This window comes from Candidatus Rickettsiella viridis, assembly GCF_003966755.1.
GTDB lineage: Bacteria > Pseudomonadota > Gammaproteobacteria > Diplorickettsiales > Diplorickettsiaceae > Rickettsiella_B > Rickettsiella_B viridis.
In genome coordinates, this window is sequence record NZ_AP018005.1 from 1209978 (window position 1) to 1230467 (window position 20490).

17 protein-coding genes and 1 tRNA gene are annotated in these 20490 nt (G+C 39.6%); 11 read left to right on the top strand and 7 right to left on the bottom strand.

What is annotated here, in order from left to right; genetic code table 11:
- The 6 genes from map (at position 1) to DMP02_RS05545 (ending at position 9243) form a co-directional block, all read left to right on the top strand.
- The gene (gene map, locus DMP02_RS05520; protein WP_126323130.1) at positions 1-783 is read left to right on the top strand and encodes a type I methionyl aminopeptidase; all 783 of its coding nucleotides are present in this window, start codon (positions 1-3) and stop codon (positions 781-783) included.
- Between the two features lie 252 nt (positions 784-1035).
- Positions 1036-2067, top strand: coding sequence for an efflux RND transporter periplasmic adaptor subunit (locus DMP02_RS05525; RefSeq protein ID WP_126323132.1), 1032 nt, complete (start codon positions 1036-1038; stop codon positions 2065-2067).
- 5 nt (positions 2068-2072) lie between these two features.
- Positions 2073-5171, top strand: coding sequence for an efflux RND transporter permease subunit (locus tag DMP02_RS05530; RefSeq protein WP_172593989.1), 3099 nt, complete (start codon positions 2073-2075; stop codon positions 5169-5171).
- 205 nt (positions 5172-5376) lie between these two features.
- Positions 5377-6198 (top strand): 2,3,4,5-tetrahydropyridine-2,6-dicarboxylate N-succinyltransferase, encoded by an 822-nt coding sequence (gene dapD / locus DMP02_RS05535; RefSeq protein ID WP_126323136.1) that lies wholly within the window; start codon positions 5377-5379, stop codon positions 6196-6198.
- A 56-nt stretch (positions 6199-6254) separates the two neighbouring features.
- The gene (locus DMP02_RS05540) at positions 6255-7712 is read left to right on the top strand and encodes a glycosyltransferase family 39 protein (RefSeq protein WP_172593990.1); all 1458 of its coding nucleotides are present in this window, start codon (positions 6255-6257) and stop codon (positions 7710-7712) included.
- Positions 7713-7779: 67 nt separating this feature from the next.
- A complete protein-coding gene (locus DMP02_RS05545) occupies positions 7780-9243 on the top strand; it encodes a glycosyltransferase family 39 protein (protein ID WP_172593991.1) in 1464 nt (487 codons plus the stop codon).
- Between the two features lie 49 nt (positions 9244-9292).
- Here the strand turns inward: DMP02_RS05545 and DMP02_RS05550 are convergent.
- The 5 genes from DMP02_RS05550 to DMP02_RS05570 all read right to left on the bottom strand — a co-directional run bounded on the left by DMP02_RS05550 (position 9293) and on the right by DMP02_RS05570 (position 12957).
- Positions 9293-9377, bottom strand: a tRNA-Leu gene (locus DMP02_RS05550).
- Positions 9378-9519: 142 nt separating this feature from the next.
- On the bottom strand, positions 9520-9885 hold the full coding sequence (gene secG, locus DMP02_RS05555; RefSeq protein ID WP_126323142.1) for a preprotein translocase subunit SecG: 366 nt from the start codon (positions 9883-9885) through the stop codon (positions 9520-9522).
- A gap of 35 nt (positions 9886-9920) precedes the next feature.
- On the bottom strand, positions 9921-10685 hold the full coding sequence (tpiA, locus tag DMP02_RS05560) for a triose-phosphate isomerase (RefSeq protein ID WP_126323144.1): 765 nt from the start codon (positions 10683-10685) through the stop codon (positions 9921-9923).
- Between the two features lie 140 nt (positions 10686-10825).
- A complete protein-coding gene (locus DMP02_RS05565; protein WP_126323146.1) occupies positions 10826-11923 on the bottom strand; it encodes a hypothetical protein in 1098 nt (365 codons plus the stop codon).
- Between the two features lie 143 nt (positions 11924-12066).
- Positions 12067-12957: an NAD(+) kinase gene (locus DMP02_RS05570; protein WP_126323148.1), complete on the bottom strand. Its 891-nt coding sequence runs from the start codon at positions 12955-12957 to the stop codon at positions 12067-12069.
- A 234-nt stretch (positions 12958-13191) separates the two neighbouring features.
- Here DMP02_RS05570 and grpE point away from each other — a divergent pair, with 234 nt between their 5' ends.
- From grpE to greA, 4 genes are all read left to right on the top strand, one after another.
- Positions 13192-13821, top strand: coding sequence for a nucleotide exchange factor GrpE (grpE, locus tag DMP02_RS05575; RefSeq protein ID WP_126323150.1), 630 nt, complete (start codon positions 13192-13194; stop codon positions 13819-13821).
- A 124-nt stretch (positions 13822-13945) separates the two neighbouring features.
- Positions 13946-15907, top strand: a complete 1962-nt coding sequence (dnaK, locus tag DMP02_RS05580; RefSeq protein ID WP_126323152.1) for a molecular chaperone DnaK — start codon at positions 13946-13948, stop codon at positions 15905-15907.
- A gap of 241 nt (positions 15908-16148) precedes the next feature.
- Positions 16149-17282, top strand: a complete 1134-nt coding sequence (gene dnaJ, locus DMP02_RS05585) for a molecular chaperone DnaJ (protein ID WP_126323154.1) — start codon at positions 16149-16151, stop codon at positions 17280-17282.
- Between the two features lie 89 nt (positions 17283-17371).
- On the top strand, positions 17372-17848 hold the full coding sequence (gene greA / locus DMP02_RS05590; protein WP_126323157.1) for a transcription elongation factor GreA: 477 nt from the start codon (positions 17372-17374) through the stop codon (positions 17846-17848).
- On the opposite strand, the gene DMP02_RS05595 is transcribed toward greA, so the two are convergent.
- Positions 17845-18741, bottom strand: coding sequence for a GTP-binding protein (locus tag DMP02_RS05595; protein WP_172593992.1), 897 nt, complete (start codon positions 18739-18741; stop codon positions 17845-17847). The genes greA and DMP02_RS05595 overlap by 4 nt on opposite strands.
- Positions 18742-19044: 303 nt before the next feature.
- On the opposite strand from DMP02_RS05595, the gene DMP02_RS05600 reads away from it, so the two are divergent.
- Positions 19045-19860 carry an outer membrane protein gene (locus tag DMP02_RS05600; protein ID WP_126323160.1) on the top strand — a complete coding sequence of 272 codons (816 nt, stop codon included), beginning with the start codon at positions 19045-19047 and terminating at the stop codon, positions 19858-19860.
- 54 nt (positions 19861-19914) lie between these two features.
- Here DMP02_RS05600 and DMP02_RS05605 read toward each other — a convergent pair whose 3' ends face one another.
- A complete protein-coding gene (locus tag DMP02_RS05605) occupies positions 19915-20436 on the bottom strand; it encodes a hypothetical protein (RefSeq protein WP_126323162.1) in 522 nt (173 codons plus the stop codon).
- Positions 20437-20490: the final 54 nt, after the last annotated feature.

A 20490-nucleotide genomic window follows, 5' to 3' on the forward strand; every position in this document is an offset into this window, starting at 1 on the left:
ATGTCGCAACCACAAATTATTATTAAAACAGCGGAAGAGATTGAAAAAATGCGCATAGCTGGCAAGCTAGCCGCTGAAGTCCTAGAAATGATAACGCCTTATGTCAAACCTGGCATCACCACCAATAAGTTAGACCAAATTTGTCACGATTATATCGTCAATGCACAAAAGGCGATTCCTGCGCCATTAAATTATCGTGGATTTCCTAAATCTATCTGTACTTCTGTCAATCACCAAGTCTGCCACGGCATTCCTAGCGGACGGGTTTTAAAAGACGGCGATATTATCAATATTGATATCACTGTTATTAAGGATCAATATCACGGTGATACCAGTAAAATGTTTCTTCTGGGTAAACCGTCTATCTTGTCACAACGTCTATGCCGTATCACTCAAGAATGTTTATATCGTGGTATTCGTCTGGTCAAACCGGGAACCTATTTAGGTGATATTGGCGCTAGTATTCAAAAATATGCGGAATCAGAAGGCTTTTCGGTGGTTCGCGAATATTGTGGTCATGGTATAGGACGGATTTTTCACGAAGATCTACAAGTATTGCACTACGGTCATCCGGGCACGGGCATTCAATTAGTCCCTGGCATGACCTTCACTATTGAACCTATGATCAACGCAGGAAAACGCTATACCAAACAATTACCCGATGGCTGGACGGTGGTAACAAAGGATCATAGTTTATCCGCACAATGGGAACATACCTTACTTCTCACTGAAACAGGCTATGAAGTACTGACAAAACGCTCTGAAGAAGCAGCACTTATTTAAATTTAGCCGTCATGGCGAGGCTGGAACGAAGTGACAGCCGTGGCCATCCAAAACAAAACTAGCCTTTTCATTGGATTGCCGCGCGCCTACGGCGCTCGCAATGACGGAAGTACCCGTTTACACTTAACTTCCCCCCATTATTTAATGCATAAAAATCATATACCGCTAGAGTAATGATTGATTTACCTTTTCCAACCTTATATGCTCCAGTCTTTAGAAAGATAAGCTCAAATAAAATAACAAGAGTCATGTATGCTAAAGCGCTCAATAGCCATCTTTTTTTTAGGGATATTCGTCCTCGCACTCGTCAGTTGCGACCTCCTTCATGGCAGTAAACCCGCTAGACCTCCTGTTGTTGTGGGTGCTACTTCGGTAGTACTACAGCCTTGGCAGGAAACTATTCAAGCCGTTGGTAGCTTATCGGCTAGCCAAGGGATAGTGATTAAGCCCGAAACCAGTGGCCGTATTACCGCTATTTATTTCCAATCCGGAGAAAATGTTAAAGCAGGTGATCCACTGCTGCAACTTAACCCGGCAATGCTACAAGCAAAACTTGATGCCGCCAAAGCTCAAACTGACTTGAGTGCCGCTGACTATGCCCGAGCCTCTACCCTTTACAAACAAAAAGTATTCGCAAAAGCCGACATGGATAAAGTCTTAGCCAGCTATCGTGCCAATCAAGCCCAGCAGGCCCAAGCCCAAGCAGCACTTGATCAAACACTTATTCGAGCGCCTTTTAGTGGTCGAATCGGTCTGCGTTTAGTGAATCAAGGTGATTACATCGATCCCAGTAAAGCGATTGCTAATTTAGATGCCATCGATCCATTACGTGTTGATTTTAAAATTCCGGGAACGGATGCCAGTAAAGTAACCGTAGGAACAACAGTGATCATCCATAGTGATGCTTATCCTAAGCAAACTTTTCTAGCATCCGTCTATGCGGTTGATTCGCAAATAGATGCAGATACTCGAAGCTTGGGTGTACGTGCAAGTCTTAGTAATAGCAAACAACAATTATTACCCGGCGCTTTTGTGAATGTCTCTCTGCAAGTCGCTCAGCCACAATCATTAACCACCGTCCCTGAAACAGCTGTTAATAACGATGAAACGGGTAGTTATGTCTACCGCATCATTGATCATAAAGCCGTTAAAACACCGGTCACAGTTGCTTTTCAGCGTGATGGAAAAATTGCGTTAAGCACCGGATTAAAAGAAGGCGAACAGATTATTAGCGTAGGTGGTTTTAAGGTGCTCGATAAAGCACCGGTCATTGTGGGGGGGTAATTGTCGTGAAATTCACTGAACTTTTCATTCGCAAACCGGTACTTAGTCTTGTTGTCAGTTTACTGATCCTCTTAGTCGGTATTAAATCCTTTTTCTTATTACCAGTTAGCCAATACCCTTTAATTTCTCCCTCGGTTATTACCGTAAGCACCAGCTATCCGGGTGCGCCTTCTGAATTGATGGAAGGCTTTGTCAGCACACCTCTAGAAAATGCCCTGGGCGGCATTCAAGGTATTGATGTTATACATTCAAAAAGCAAACAAGGCAGCAGCCAAGTCACCTTACAATTTAAGCTAGGGTATGATCTGACTAAAGCCATGTCCGATGTCAGTAATGCTGTCGCCTCAGTGCGTAAACAATTGCCTAAAGCGGTACTGGATCCAGTTATTGACACCAAAGATCCCAACGCCGATCCCACACTTTTTATCTCCTTTTCCAGTAAAACAATGGTACCGGCTGCCATTTCTGATTATTTAAGTCGCGTTATACAGCCACAACTGCAAAACATACCGGGCGTCAGCCAAGCACAGATATTTAGTAGTAATACGTATGCGATGCGATTGTGGCTAGATCCACAAAAAATGGCCGCACATCATGTTACTGCTACGGATATTACCAACGCTTTAGCGCAAAATAATGTTCAAGCAGCACCCGGTAATTTACACACACCTTGGGAAACCATTAAGATTGATGCCAACACCGATATGACCTCGGCTGAACAATTTAATAATCTCGTTATTCAAAATAAAAATAATTATCTCGTCCGTCTCTCTGATGTAGGGCATGCTGTATTAGGCGTACAATCCGATCAAATGGATGCCGCTGTTAAAGGTAATCACCAAGCCATCATCATGGGGATTATTCCACTTTCTACCGCCAATCCACTCACCGTTGCAAACGCGGTAAAAGCCTTATTACCACAATTACAAGACAATATACCTAACGATATCAAAATTCATATTGTATGGGACTCTTCAAAATTTATTGCTGAATCCGTACACGACGTTAAACGCACCTTTTTTGAAGCCTGTCTTTTTGTATTCATTGTTATTTTCCTATTCTTAGGTACTTTACGCGCCACACTAATCCCTTTAATTACAATTCCTTTATCTATTTTTGGCGTGTGCACAGCCATGTTAATTTTAGGTTATACACTCAACACATTAACCTTATTAGCCTGGATTTTAGCGATTGGTTTAGTCGTCGATGACGCGATTGTGGTATTAGAAAATATTCATCGACATATTGAGCAAGGGCTTTCTCCTTTTAAAGCCTCAATTGTTGGTGCAAAAGAAATCGGCTTTGCTATCATCGCTATGACCCTAACCTTAGCGGCCGTCTATGCACCTATTGGCTTTATCAATGATATGACCGGTATATTGTTTAGAGAATTTGCCTTTACCTTAGCTGCCTCCGTTATTATCTCCGGCTTTGTCGCTTTAACATTATCACCCATGATGTGCTCCAAACTACTGAGTCATTCAGCAAAACCATGGGCATTTATGGTGAAAATTGAAGCGCTGTTAAATCGCTTAACGCATGCGTATAAAAAAGCCTTAACTGTGATGTTAATGCGCCGCAAACTAATATTAAGCTTAGCCGCTATCATCTATGTCGCTTGTTTTGCTTTATTTAAAAACTTACCCTCCGAATTAGCGCCGGCCGAAGATCAGGGTGTTATCATTACCTCCGCAACCGGTCCCACTTCAGCTAACTTACCGTATATGAAAAAATATATGGCGCAGGTTGAAGCTATTTACAAAACCATACCCGAAGTTGCGACCTACATCACCATAACGGGAATGCCTACACTTAACGGTGGGTTATCTTTTTTAATCCTTAAACCTTGGAATGAACGTAATACATCTAGCCAAACGATTATACAATCATTATTTAAACGCTTTTGGGCCATTCCCGGCATACAAGCGTTTCCTTTCAATCCACCGGCGTTACCAGGTTCAACAGGACATGCGCCATTAAACATTGTTCTTAAAAGCACTGACAGTTATCTTTCGCTCAATCAACTGGCTAAAAAATTACAAGTGGCTGTCGCACAAGATAATCCGCGTATTTTAGGACTGCAATCCAATTTAAATATGGATATGAAACAAGTCGATATCCATATTAATAAAGATAAAGCGATTGCATCGGGCATTTCGATGAGTGACATTGCCAATAGTTTAAATATTCTTATTGGTGAACCACAAAGCAGTGTTTTTAATTGGAATGGACGTAGCTATCAAGTTATTCCTCAGCTTTACCGTAACTACATGAGCGCGAGTGAACAACTTAAAGAGCTCTATGTACGTAGCCAAAATCAAAAATTAATTCCTTTAGCTAACTTTGTTAGTTTACAGTCCTCCGTATCCGCACAGAGCCTCAATCATTTTCAACAACTGCGTGCCGTCACACTCAGTGGAAATTTAGCGCCAGGTTATACCGTGGGTGAAGCAGTTAATTACTTAGAACATTTAAGTAAAAAAGTTTTACCTAAAACCGTACAAATCGATTTTGATGGTGAAACACGCCAGTTTATGCAAGCTGGAAATAGTATGGAACAAACCTTCTTGTTTGCACTGGTCTTTATCTTTTTAGTGCTTGCGGCACAATTTGAAAGCTTTAGGGCGCCGTTTATTATTTTACTCACGGTTCCTCTCTCATTAACCGGTGCTTTACTGGCGCTTCACCTTACTGGAGGCACCTTAAATATCTACACCCAAATTGGACTAGTGACACTCATTGGTTTAATTACCAAACACGGTATTTTAATTGTTGAATTCGCCAACCAATTAAAAAAGAAATCAACGCTTTTGCTGAATGACGCTGTAATAGAAGCCGCCTCCTTACGTTTACGCCCTATCCTCATGACCACTGCGGCAATGTTATTAGCGGCGGTTCCTCTGGCCTTAGCGAAAGGCGTGGGCGCTCATGCGAGAAACCAGCTAGGCTGGGTTATCTTGGGCGGTATGTCTATAGGAACTTTCTTTACCTTATTTATTCTTCCTGTCATGTATACTTTAGTGTATGCGAAGAAATCGTCGGTTGTTTCAACAACTGATAGCATAGCTGAAGAAAAACAAGAATCGCTTGATCATACGCAATAACTCCGCCAATATTAAAGTTAATCGCTAGGCATTACGTGTAACGTGCCCACCCGTCATTGCGAGCGCGAAGCGCGCGGCAATCTAGCGAAAAGGCTAGTTTTTCCTGGATGGCCACGGCTGTCACTTCGTTCCAGCCTCGCCATGACGGTTAAAAAGTTATACAGGAACAACTATATACTTTTATCTTATTCAGGCCTTAACCCTCATGAACACATTACAACTGCTCATTGAAGATGCTTATAAAAAAATAAACCAAATTAATTCTGAAAATATAGATCCAGTCATAAAAAAGGGCATTTTAGAAGCAATAGAATTATTGGATAAAGGAACACTACGTGTTGCTGAAAAAAAAGACGGTCATTGGGTAGTGCACCAATGGTTAAAACAAGCTATTTTATTATCCTTTCGGATTTTTTCTAATCAAATATTTGATGCAGGCTATACGCAGTATTTTGATAAAATACCCTTAAAATACGCCAATAAAGATTATCAATACTTGCAGAATCAGCAAGTGCGAATCGTACCCAATAGTTGTGTGCGCCAAGGGGCTTTTATAGGTAAAAACACCATTCTCATGCCCTCCTTTGTCAACATCGGTGCTTATGTGGATGAAGGCAGCATGGTGGATACCTGGGCAACCGTCGGCTCCTGTGCACAAATTGGCAAAAATGTACATCTTTCGGGTGGCGTGGGTATTGGCGGTGTCTTAGAACCACTGCAAGCAAATCCAACTATTATCGAAGATAATTGTTTTATTGGTGCACGCTCAGAAATTGTCGAAGGCGTTATCGTCGAAGAAAACAGTGTTATTGGGATGGGCGTTTTCATAGGCCAAAGTACACCGATTTATAACCGGGCAAACAATGAAATAAGTTATGGTCGTGTTCCCAGTGGATCCGTCATCGTCGCAGGCAGTTTAGCGTCTAAAACAGGACATTGTCATCTTAATTGTGCAGTCATTGTGAAACAAATTGATAAAAAAACACGAGAAAAAACCGCCATTAATGAATTATTAAGGGACTCATGATAAATAAGCAGATATCTCAACTGGACATACCGCTCAAACGATACTTTTGGTTGATTATGTTTTTACAACTCTTGCTATGGAGTTTATTGCCGGTTTTTATTCGACATTCTACGACACATGACATCATAGAGGCACTTACCTGGGGACGTCAGTTTGAATGGGGATACGAGAAAAATCCCTTTTTAGTCGGTATTCTAGCGCATCTAGGTGGGTTATTCGGCAACAATGGTTTTGGTATTTATCTTATTCAACAATTATTTATTCTTTTAGGTGTATGGTCCACTAAGCAATTAACATTTGAACTTAGCCATAACAGAAATTATGCCTTTATTAGCGCCACGGCATTGCTGCTCTATTTTTTTTATAATTTCGAAGTTCAGCTTAATAACGATAATTATATTTTACAAGGATTATTGCCATTTTCTGCATTATGTTTTTATCGAGGCATAAAAAATAATGATCTGAAACAGTGGTTTTTTTCTGCAGCTAGTTTAGCTTTAGCCACCTTAGCAAAATACAGTGCTGTTCTTTTTCTTCCGTTGTATGTTTTATATCTATTGTTTTCTAAACAAGGCAAAAAATATTTATTTTCTAGCAAACCTTACCTTGCTTTCTTACTATACGGCTTGATGCTTTTACCTCATCTTATCTGGCTTAATCATCAAAGCTTTCACCCCCTGCATTATGCATTCTTAGAAAGAGGTAAATTACAGCAATTAACTCACTTAGAATATCTATTTTATAATTCATCTTCCTTATTATCTATTTTCTTAGAAATGCTTCCCGGATTATTGGCCATATTATTCGCTATCGAATATAAAACCGGTTCTACTGCTAAATTACTTGATTCGGATGGCCGGTTCTTTAGCTGTTTAATCGGCTTAGGACCCATCATCCTGCTATTCATCCTAGCCAGTGTATTAGGTTTTTTGATACGCACAGAATGGTTCATGCCATTTTTAAGTTTTTTAGGAACTGTTTTTTTTGTTATTTTTCAACCGTCAATTTCAAAACGTTCCATCACTCGATATATCGTATTTCTGATTACACTGATGTTAACAACGGGTTTTATTTACATTATTATTTCAAAAAAAAGAACAGCAATTTATTACCCCGGGCCAGAAATAGCCAATGTTGCTACGCAATTATGGCATGCCCAGTATAAAACAAAACTAGCTTATGTTGCAGGTAGCCGCTACACAGCGGGTTATATTGCTTTTTACTCACCGGATAAACCACAGGTGTGGGTTGACTGGGATAACAAAAAATCACCTTGGGTCGATCTAAATACACTACATTGCAAAGGTGGATTATTTGTTCTTGAAAGCTCTAATGATAAAGCGCATAAAAAAAATGATTTCTCACCTATAATACGTCAGCAATTTCCAATGCTTCTCGATGTTCCTGTACAATATTTTCAATGGCACCGAAACCCTACTAATAAACCACCTCTAGAAGTACGCTTTGCGCTTCTTGCACCTAATAAAGCTTACTGTCATTCAATAAATTACTAATAGACCCATGAAAAATAAACAGATACCTTCCCGGAAAGTGCAGCTCGACCGATATTTTTGGTTAATTATGTTTTTGCAACTTTTTCTATGGAGCTTTTTGCCGGTCTTTATTCGACATGCAGTTGGTAACGACTTAATTGAGGCACTCACCTGGGGCCATCAATTCCAATGGGGTTATGATAAAAATCCATTTCTACCTGGTATACTCGCACACCTAGGTGGAATATTTGGCTTCAATGGTTTTGGAATTTACTTCATTCAACAATTATTTATTCTGTTGGGTGTTTGGTCAGTAAGAGCACTGACGTTTGAGCTTACTAATAATTCTGCTTATGCCTTTATTGCTGCCGTTGCCTTATTACTTTGTAGCGCTTACAACATTGATGTACAGATATATAATGATAACTACATTTTACAAGGATTATTGCCACTCTGCGCATTATTTTCCTATCGCGGTGTAAAAAATAATGACTTGAAATACTGGCTTTTTTCCGCGGCTATCTTAGGTTTAGCCACCTTAGCAAAATACAGTGCTATTCTTCTTTTACCACTTTATGCGCTTTATCTTTTACTTTGCTCTGAACGTAAAAAACATTATTTTTCCGCAAAACCCTACTTAACATTACTGCTCTACGCTTTAATACTATTACCCAACCTTATTTGGCTTTATCAGCAAGATTTTAATGCCATCAGTTATGCATTTTTAGCCAGAGGGTTACTCAATCAATTAAGCTATTTACAGTACTTAAATAATAATTTAGATTTTTTATTAAACTTTTTAATCATTATTCTTCCTAGCTTGTTTGCTTTATTAGTGGTTATAGAATATAAAAAAAACGCAAATAACATTTATCCACCATCATCTATTACATTTGATGCTTATTTATATAGCTTTTTAATGGGCTTAGGGCCGATTATTTTAATTTTCATACTGGCTAGTTTACTGAGTTTTTCTCTGCATAGAGAATGGGGCAGCACCTTCATCAGTTTTTTAGGCAGCGCTTTCTTTGTCTTTTTCAAACCAAGGATCTCGCAACGCTCTATTAATCGATTTACGATATTTATAGTCACGGTGATGTTAAGTTTTGGACTTGGTTATCTTATTGTTTCTTTAAAGAATGATACCGGCGCTTACCCCGGCCCAGAAATAGCCAAAGCCGCTACTCAAGTATGGCATGAGCATTATGCCAAAAAACTCCCTTATGTTGCCGGCGATCGCTATACTGCAGGCTATATCGGTTATTATTCAGCCGATAAACCGCAAGTTTGGATGGAATGGAATTCCAGTACCTCGCCGTGGATTGATAAGAAAAAATTACGTTGCGAAGGCGCTCTATTTATTATAGAAAGCGGACACACTGTGCAGCATTTTTTTAAGGGAACACAATTTCCAACCTTTGTACGCAATCAATTTCCAAACTTGGTTCAACTCCCTGAAAGATCATTTGCTTGGTACCGTAATCACACACAACAAAACCCTATTAAGGTCCATTTTGCATTGCTTCCGCTAGATAAAAATTATTGTCAGTAATATTAAGAAAACGACCAAGGCCAGCAAAGGAAATAAGGCTTTAATTTAATGGTGTCGAAGGCGGGACTCGAACCCGCACAGCTTGCGCCACCACCCCCTCAAGATGGCGTGTCTACCAGTTCCACCACTTCGACAATCAAATAATATACTCTTCGCACTAGAATTTTCGGCTGTTTTCCCGCTCAATTCGCAATCCTCATGTATTCTCTTATACACTACGGTTGCTCATCCTCGCGGCGCCTTGCCAAAAATCCCATTGCTGTGAGTATATAAACTTCATGAACTAGAATTTCCTGCTGTTGTTTGAGTTTGAATAGGCTCTTCCTGACTAGGAAGTGTGCCAGTATTAGCCTGCGCAGGTAATTGCTGTGCTAAACTTGCTAATTTTTGTATAGGATCCTGTTTAACTCGATGTCCAGCTACATAACCTAATGAAAGGCTGCTGACAAAAAATAGTAATGCACATAATCCGGTTAATTTAAATAAAAAAGAACTGGAGCCTTGACTACCAAACACGGTAGACGAAGCACCACTTCCGAAATTAGCACCCATTTCTGCGCCTTTACCTTGCTGCAATAAGACCAAAGTAACCAGTGCAATGGAAACGAGTACATGAAATAAAACTAAGAGTTGCTGTAACATAATGTTAGATTATAAACAGATAACCAAGTAAAAAATCAGTTGGTTATAGAAACACAATCCCCGTAAATCTGCAAAAAATCATGCGCATGCAAAGATGCGCCGCCAATCAAACCACCATCAATATCAGGCATCTGAAACAATGCCTTCGCATTGTCTGGTTTAACGCTGCCACCATACAGGATAGGTAATTTTTGTGCAAGATCAGAATAATGTAGGGCAATATGCTGACGCAAAAACTGGTGTACCTTCTGAGCCTGCTCAGCGCTTGCAGAAACCCCCGTTCCTATCGCCCATACTGGCTCATAAGCCAGTATCCCTTGCTGAAATACACTCTCGCCTAATGCCATGGCCTTGTCTAGTTGGCGCTGTAATACCGCCTCGGTCTGTTCAGACTGGCGCTGCTTAAGCGTTTCGCCAATACAAAGAATCGGTGTCAACCCCGATTCAGTGGCTAACTTAAACTTTTTGGCAATGAGATCATCTGTTTCCCCATAGTAGGTGCGACGTTCTGAATGGCCAAGTAGCACATATCGACAACCAAACTCTCGCAACATGGCGGCTGATATTTCACCTGTATAAGCGCCTTCTCGCTCGGCTGCCATATTCTGCGCTGCCCATGCAATTTGGCTCCCTTCTAATAAAGTCTGTGTCTCAGCCAAAAAAACATAAGGTGGGCAAACAATCCTATTTACATTAACAGAAGGGGGTACCGAGGAAGACTTTAATGTCGTTAATAGCGCCTTTACAGAAGCCTTACTACCATACATCTTCCAATTGCCTATAATAAATTTTTTGCGCATAGGAAGGTCACATGCTCCATTTTGATGAGTGTACTAAAATAATATTAACTTTTTAGCGAGTATACCGATCGTTGCTGAAAATACGAAGCACGAATAAAAAATTTATTATTCTCTCTTTTAAATGGATTAACTCCCTAATTTTACACAACGTTCAAGCGCAACATTTTCTCTGCAATAGCTACAGTTTTTAGCGGATCTTTTATAAAAGCAGATACGCTGCTCCTTAGCCCGCTGTTAAAAAAACTAATAGACATTGCAGTTTGTTTTTTTAAGGCTTGTGCTCTATTTTTGAGTACCTGTAATTCTGAACATTGCTGCGGTACGGAAGCAGAATTCCGTCGCATCGTTGGTGTTTCCTCTGCTTGACAAGCACTAACTTTATTCATGCTATTCGTTACACCATTAGGCTGGATGATTTTAAATTCAGCCTTTCCAAACTCCATTGTTTTAACATTATCTTTTGATGCTTTATAAAAAGAAAAAAAACTCAATGCAATAAAACTGCTTATTGCAATAGGCGCTGTAATAAATACCGGAAGAAAAATTGAACCAACAACTCCAGTACCTATTGCAGTAATCATTGCAAAAATAGTTCCTATAATCCAATCTATTAAGAAAGAATCAAAGTGGCTATTTTCAATTTTATTATTATGAACTTGAATTGGTTGAGCTCGCTGTTGCTCAGCTTCTGTTTTTAGATACAAAGTAAGATTATCGTTGTTGGCATCGCTATGAAAAGTATGGCGATATACCTTTTCTATTCCATTTTCCCTATCAATAAAATAACTCATTCCTGCCTTTATGTCTAAATCTACTCCTATACTAGAAAGATCTTGTATAACTTTAGCCGGATCAAGTCGCGGCTTATCATTTTCCTGCGCTTCTTTAATTTGTTTTCTTAGCATTTGTGTTTGACTACGAAAAAGTTTTGCGAACTCCTCTCCTACAGACGTGGCCGCCTTTTCATAAATAATAATAAATCGCTCTTTTTCAATTTTTATAGTATCTCCCTCTAAATCGCTTATATGTGGTACAAAAGCTCGTGTAAATCTGCTTTTATGCCGGCCGGAGTTAGCAGATCCCATGATTCTTAAGCGTTCACCGGTTGGTTTTAAAAATTCAATACGATCATATTTTGCATTTTTAAAAGGAATTAAAAGAGGTGTACCACTTGTATTAAGTCTATTGCGCTCTAACCAATTTCTAGCTGATTCTTTAGATTCAAAAGGGACAAGCAACACAACTTTGCTACAAAAAGAGGGCGGAAAATATTTATTTCTACGGCTAGACATAAATAACCTATTTAATTTTTATTATTATTTTTCAATAAATAATATTAATAAAAAACAAATTTTTTAGCAAATAAAAATAAAAATAAAATTTACTTAATATGATTATTTTTATTCCAATGTAATTTAGTACGTAGCGTTTCAAAATAATTATAATCGCGCGGATGAATCAAGCGTAATGCTTTTGAATTTTTTTGAATATGAATATCAGCTCCAATCGGTACAGAAATCCGTGCTCGACCATCACAACTTAATGAAGGCGGGGATAAACTATGCGTGTGAATATGAATATCAATCTGACTATCTGCACTGACCACGATCGGTCTGGCACTTAAGGTGTGCGGAAACATAGGCACTAAAACAATCGCATTCAATTGTGGATGTAAAATCGCCCCGCCTCCTGATAAGGAATAGGCGGTCGAACCGGTAGGCGTAGAAACAATCAAACCATCGGCCTGTTGTACACAGACAAATTGATCGTCAATCGTAATAGAAAACTCGATCATGCGCGCCACATTGCCAGGCATCAATACCACTTCATTTAATGCAATACCAGCCCGTGTTTTATTGTCGTCTAATGCAATGGTTGCATTTAATAAAAAGCGTTTTTCTTCGTGATAATCTCCCGCCAATACCTCGCCAATTTTATTTTCTAGATCTTGCGGGTGAACATCCGTAAGAAAACCTAAACGACCTCGATTAATACCTAAGACAGGAATACCATGCTGTACGGCACTATGCGCAGCATTAATTAAACTACCATCACCACCCACTACAATCAGCAAATCGACCTTCTTTTTATCCAGATCTGACTTAGAAAAGCAAATACACTTACGCCCCGACAAGGATTTTGCTGTTTCTTCCTCCACCAGCACCTGAAGTTTCTTTGCTTGCAAATAATCGAGCACTGCGTTTAGAGTATCGCTGACATCCCGCATGCCTTGCCTGCCGATTAAGCCGATGGTAGAAAATTTTTTGGACATAGTATGAGTTACCTATAATAAGTACGCGCTATCCTGGGCAAATAATGCCATCTAGTCAAACAAATTGGCAAAACATGACACTATAAGCCGATGTTTAGCTGCGACTTGAGCTTGAATCTTGTAACCACAGCCTCCATAATTTACATCTAATTATAGGATATTGTATCTGCGATTGAATTTAGGCATTCATAATTTAATCGTTGTCCTTCTTAAAATAATGGGAGACTTATTATAATGAGTAAAAACGAGAGCTCTAAAAAAACAACCTGGGAAAAATTAAATACTGAGGCCGCTCAAGAAACGACCGAGCAAGAATCAGCCACTAAAGAGGAAAACAATACTCAAAAAGCAGACGCCTCTACCCAGAAATTAACCCATCCTGCCTATGAAGCACTGGAAGAGCAGCTTGCCAAAACCGAAGCCCAGCTAGAACAGCATAAAAGCACCTTAATCTATCAGCGTGCTGAAATGGAAAATATAAAGCGCCGCTCCCAACAGGATATAGAAAAGGCCCATAAATTTTCCTTAGAAAAATTCATTAGAGATCTACTCCCCGTTAAAGACAACCTCGAAAGAGCCCTTGAGCTCACCCAGGGAACCAATAATGATACCTTAAAGGGTATAGAATTAACCCTACAGGCGTTTCAAAAGGTATTAGAAAGCAATGGTGTAAAAACTATTGCGCCCGCTGCTGGCGATGCATTTGATCCCGATTACCACCAAGCCATGTCCATACAAGAAACCAGCGAGCAAAAGCCTGATACTATTCTTTTAAACCTACAAAAAGGCTATTTGCTTCAAGAAAGGCTAATACGCCCTGCTGCAGTCATCGTGGCAAAGGCACCCACTGAGAAAAATTCATAACAAGCTTTAGCGACACCTTGAAAAGACAATCATTAAACCCAATTTTAGAGGTGTTGTTAGTCTATAAGCTAACAGACCGTTTTTTTTAAAATTTATAAAAGAGCTATTTTACGCGGAGAACACTATGGCAAGTGCAAAAATAATCGGCATCGACCTCGGTACCACCAATTCGTGTGTTGCCATTATGGAAGGTGGGAAACCCAAGGTAATAGAAAACAAAGAAGGGCGACGAACAACGCCTTCCGTAGTCAGCTATGACAGCAATGAAATCAAAGTCGGTGATGTAGCAAAACGACAATCTGTCACTAAGCCAACCGATACCATCTATGCGGTAAAACGTTTGATCGGCCGTCGCTTTGAAGATGAGGCTGTTCAAAAAGACATTAAGATGGTTCCCTACAAAATTATTAAGGCCGAAAACGGCGATGCTTGGGTAGAAGCAGGCAGCAAGAAATTATCCGCTCAACAAGTCTCCGCTCAGATCTTAATGAAACTAAAAAGTGATGCGGAAGCCTACTTAGGCCATGAGGTCACTGAAGCAGTGATCACTGTACCGGCTTATTTCAATGATTCGCAACGTCAAGCAACCAAAGATGCCGGACGTATTGCAGGACTTGAAGTTAAACGTATTATCAATGAACCGACTGCTGCTGCCTTAGCCTATGGTTTAGACAAAAAGCGTGGTGATTCCACCGTTGCTGTCTACGATCTAGGGGGCGGTACGTTTGATATTTCTATCATTGAAATCGCTGAAGTCGATGGCGAACATCAGTTTGAAGTATTAGCTACCAATGGTGATACCTTCCTGGGCGGTGAAGACTTTGATCTACGTGTTATTAATTATCTCGCGGATGAATTCAAAAAAGATCAAGGCATTGATTTACATAATGATCCATTAGCGTTACAACGACTCAAAGAAGCGGCTGAAAAAGCTAAAATTGAACTTTCTTCTGCTCAAGAAACCGAAATTAATCTGCCCTATATCACAGCGGATAGTAGTGGTCCAAAACATCTGCACATTAAACTAACGCGTGCAAAATTAGAGTCATTAGTAGAAGACTTAATTGAGCGTACGGTAAAACCTTGTGAAATAGCACTTAAGGATGCAAAAATTTCTAAGGATAAAATCACCCAAGTCATCTTAGTGGGTGGACAGACACGTATGCCTAAAGTACAAGAAGTGGTTAAAAACTTCTTTGGCAAAGAGGCGCGCCATGATGTGAATCCCGATGAAGCCGTTGCTATTGGTGCCGCTATTCAAGGTGGTGTATTAGCCGGTGATGTTAAGGACGTTTTATTATTGGATGTCACCCCTCTCTCTTTAGGAATAGAAACCCTAGGCGGTGTGATGACAAAACTCATCGAAAAAAATACCACCATTCCAACCAAAGCGAGTCAAACCTTTTCTACAGCAGATGACAACCAAACAGCTGTTACTATTCACGTATTACAAGGTGAACGGGAAATGGCTTCTGCCAATAAATCATTAGGACGTTTTGACTTAGCCGAAATTCCAGCTGCACCACGCGGTACACCGCAAATCGAAGTAACTTTTGATATTGATGCAAACGGTATTCTTAATGTATCTGCGAAAAACAAAACCACTGGCAAAGAGCAAAAAATTGTCATTAAAGCCGCCAGCGGTTTATCTGAAGCAGAAATTCAGCAAATGGTAAAAGATGCTGAAACACATGCAGATGAAGATCGTAAGTTTCATGAGCTCATACAAGTTCGTAATCAAGCCGACAGCTTAATCCATGGCACCAGCAAAGCACTTAAAGAAGCGGGTGACAAAATTACTGTTGATGAAAAAACACAATTAGAAACAGCCATTGAAGAACTCAAACAATCGCTTAAAGGCAGTGATAAGGAAGCAATGGAAACAAAGCTTAAAGCCTTAACCGATGTATCGGGAAAAATGGCCGATCGTCTCTATGCCCAACCTGGTGCTGATGCAGGAAACACAGCCCAATCAACAGACTCTACTCAAGCAACCGATAATAAGGGAGCCGACGATATTCAGGATGCGGTATTTGAGGAAGTAAAGGGTAAAGACCAAGATAAAAAGGACAAAGATAAAGAATAATTTGTTATTCATGGCTAATGAACAATCATTCGTTAGCCATTTAAAACACTCTATTCCACTAACATTTTTTAAAATCCATTTTTATACTCACAGCAATGGGATTTTCGGCAAGGCGCCGCGAAAGTGAAGCAACCTTCGTTCCTACAACATACATGAGGATTGCGAACTGAGCGGCAACACAGCCGAAAATTCTAGTGCGGAGATTATACACAGGGATTTTTCTTTACTTGGCTCACTGATTATGGCGAAACAGGATTATTATAAAGTATTAGACGTTCCTCGAAATGCGAGTGATAGCGAATTAAAAAAGGCTTATCGCAAACTTGCGATGAAATATCATCCCGATCGGAATAAATCGGACAAAACAGCCGAGGAAAAGTTTAAAGAAGCAAAAGAAGCTTATGAAGTCTTATCCGACTCACGTAAACGTGCTGCCTATGATCAATTTGGCCATGCCGGTCTCGAAGGAGGCATGGGTGGTGGCTCCGCAGGTGGCTCACGCGGTTTTAATTTCAGTGACGTCTTTGGCGACATGGGTGATGTCTTTGGTGATATTTTTGGCGGCCGTGGACAACAAGGACCCCAGCGTGCGCAACGTGGCGCGGATCTGCGTTATACCTTAGAACTCGATTTAGAATCTGCCATTCATGGTACGACCGTAGAAATTCGTATTCCTCGTGTCGTTGCTTGCCGAAGCTGTGCCGGCACCGGTGCACGTAAAGGAACCCAACCGATTACCTGTAAAACCTGTGCGGGTGAAGGACAAGTACGCATTCAACAGGGCTTTTTCACGATTCAACAAACCTGCCCTGAGTGTCATGGTCATGGCCAAATCATAAAAGACCCCTGCCCGGATTGTCGTGGCCAAGGCCAAGTACAAGAATCTAAAACCTTATCCGTCAAAATCCCTGCGGGTATTGATGAAGGCAATCGAATCCGTTTAAGCGGAGAAGGTGAAGGTGGGTTGCATGGTGCGCCCGCGGGTGATCTGTATGTACAAATTCACCTAAAACCGCATCCACTCTTTAAACGCGAAGGTAACCATTTATATTGTGACGTTCCTATCAGCTTTACCTTAGCCATATTAGGCGGTGAAATTGAAGTACCTACATTAACCGGTATTGTGAAACTACATATTCCCGCCGAAACCCAGAGTGGAAAAATTTTACGTTTACGTGGCAAAGGTGTTCCGGGACGGCCTGCAGTAACGGGTGATTTACTATGTCGTGTTTTTGTAGAAACACCGGTTAATTTAAGCAAGCAACAAAAAGAACTACTCACAAACCTTGAGAAAGAATTACAAACGGGAAATCACTACCCTAAAGCACGCCAATGGTTTGAAAGTGTTAAAAAATTCTTTACCCAGAAAAGCTAAGCTCGAAAAAATCATTTAAAACGGGTATGATCATCTTATGATGTTTATACACATAAAAATACGGATTTGAAAACTCAGAGAAAAAAATCATGAAGAAAGTTCCAATGACAACCGCCGGCGCTAAAAGTTTAGAGCACGAACTACAAGAGTTAAAAACCATCAAACGTCCACAAGTCATTGATGCTATTGCAGAAGCACGTGCTCACGGTGATCTCAAAGAAAATGCGGAATATCACGCGGCAAAAGAATCACAAAGTTTTATTGAAGGAAGAATTGCTGAAATCGAAAGTAAATTAGCTACTGCAGAAATCATTGATGTCACTACAAAGCCGAACCATGGCAAAGTTATCTTTGGCGCAACCGTTCAGCTTATTAATACTAAAACAGATGAAACAGTTTCTTACCAGATCGTTGGTGAAGACGAAGCGAATATCAAACTCGGTAAAATTTCAGTGGCCTCACCTATCGCAAGGGCTTTAATAGGCAAAGAAGAAGGTGATACCGTTGATGTACAAACACCAGCCGGTCTACTGAATTTAGAGATTGATAAAGTAGAATATATCTAAACTCTATAATTTAAAGATGATCTCAAAGATTCGCTTTGAGTACTTAAGTAATTATCCAATTCAATCCACAGATTATGACTCGTCACACGGCGCTCTAGAACTAACGGGCTAACCGCGCCAACTAAATTAAAAAAGCAATTAAACACAGACCAATGTCTATGTTGCTTGATGATTTCTTTTTCATCTCTAATAATGCGTTTAATTTCAACAATCTGCGCTGTAGACAAAGATCCTTTACCCATCCCTCTAGAACGACATGCACTAGCAATCGCTTCAAGAGCAGTGGACTTATTTTTAGCTATTTGAGAATGCTTTTTATCTAATACTTTGCTGTATTCTTCAATTTTAGAGAGCAGTAATTCTTCTGTAGATACTAACCCACTCACATCATTGAAGTACTCCCCTATCTTCTCAACCCCCATCCCTGTCTTCGCAGAACAAACAATATACGGAACATTAATAGCATTAAATTCCGGGATATACGCTTGAGAAAGCTTAGAATTTTCATCATCGCTTTTATTGAAAACAATCAGCTGTAAACAATTGGAAATAGAAACTTCGGCGTTAATTTCTCTATTAAATTCCTGAAATATTCTTTTATTTTCTTCCACGTCTTTAGTGGAATCTAATACGTAAATAACAATTGATGCTTGTTCGCGCAAGAGTTGTTTGTAAAAGGATTTTCTTAAATGCTCAAAGCGAACCGCTCCTGATAAATCCCACATATGGAATTTTATTGGCTTTTTCCTAAGAAGAAAAAAATCTACACCCGTAGTAGGCGCATAATTAAAGGGGAATTCTTTGCCGACTAAACGATTCATTAAAGCCGTTTTACCAGCCTCTACATTACCTACAATAATAACGCTTATAATTTTATTATCTACACTAAGCATATTCAGTTGCATTCTAAGGGAAATACAAAAATATCATAACCAAATTAGCTTAAAGTTTTATTAAAAATACTAGATTTGGTTAAACTGTACAGCCGCTTTAGAAGAAGGCAATGCTATCGATGTACAAACGCCTACCGATCTACTTAACTTAGAAATTGATAAAGTAGAATATATATAATAGAGTAAAGCATTCCCCAATAAAAATAGTTCGTTTTGTTTATAAATTAAACAAAAATACCCCCTAAATGGACCATTGATCTAATTTCTGCTTCCCCATGAATTTATTCTAAAGGAGTTAGCTGAATGAATATAAAACCTTATGTTTTATTATCTGCTTTTGCATGCACCACTTTTGCCTCCATGCTACACGCAGAAGGAACTACCAGCTTTCACTCAATGAAACCTCGCTTCTATTTTGATGTTGGTTTGGGCCATGCTTTCGATTCTCAATTGAACCCAAATAGCCATGTAGAAAACGCTGAGTTAGATAATACTGAGTCTGAGGTTTTGTCCATGTTCCCAAGAAGTCGTCCCTTACCCAGCAATTTCACACTAGAAGCCGGTTTTTTATGGTCTCAACTTTATCAAGCGGATTCAAATTATTTCCCCTTTATTAGCTTAGGATTACACTATCAATATGCTAATCTTGAGAATAAAAAAACACTCATGGAATTTGATATTTCAGATGATCAGTATACCCTAGCGGAAAGCTCAAACTACGAGTTTTTACAAAATAGTTTGCTAGCGAATTTAAAAGTGGATATCTATCGCTGGGGTCGTATCATGCCCTATGTCAATTTAGGCCTTGGTGCTTCTTGGAATCAAGCCAAACAACAAGAACCTTACGTTTTTGATGTGCTACCAGGCGAACCTATAGTACTTACATCCCCGAATTCACGTAATACGAGTTTTAGTTATGGTGTAGGTGCAGGACTGGACTTTTTAGTGTCTGAAAATTTTTGGTTAAGTTTGGGCTATAACTATAATAATTTTGGTCGAGTAAAAATTGATCCATTTGAAACAACACATGAGGACATACTTAGCTTTAGCCAGCCTTTTAACTTAAGAAATTTAACGACACAAACTGTCCAACTTACCGGACGTTACGTGTTTGGCTAGTATAGATATAGATTTTACTATTTCACTTCTCTTTAAAATCAAACATACGCTAAGCTAGCGCATGTTTGATGCTATCGTCCTGTGCTCAACCCCTACGTCACTATTTTCAGTAACCGAAGCAAGCTTAGCGCTAACATTCTTTATTTTATTAACCAAGACTTTGATTTCATCAAGCTTCTTTTCTTTTGAACTTTTGCTAAAAAAACTAAATTCAAATTTATTACCCTTCACAGCCGTATAGCATCCACAGGCTATCGCGATAGGTATTCCTAGGGGCAGAACAATGATCATGATTATCACGACCAAACTAGCGACTATATCAAGCAATCTCCAGGCAAAAGATAGTGGCGGTATTTGCGAACGTATCTGCTCAATGGATTGCATAGATTGTTTATAAAAATCTTCTGGCTCTATTGTTCCAGCTTGCATCTGTTGGGTAAGCTCGATTAATTGTTTCACCTCTATGGTTTTTTCTTTATCAAAAAGAGGCGGGTTTAAATAGGTGATTATCTGGGTGCAGTAATAGTTCAATTTATCAGAGATATTTGGATGCGATTCAACACCCTCTGTTAACATGCACGAAATATTTTTTACACGGGTATTCACTAAAGTCCCTGGCCTTACTGGCAA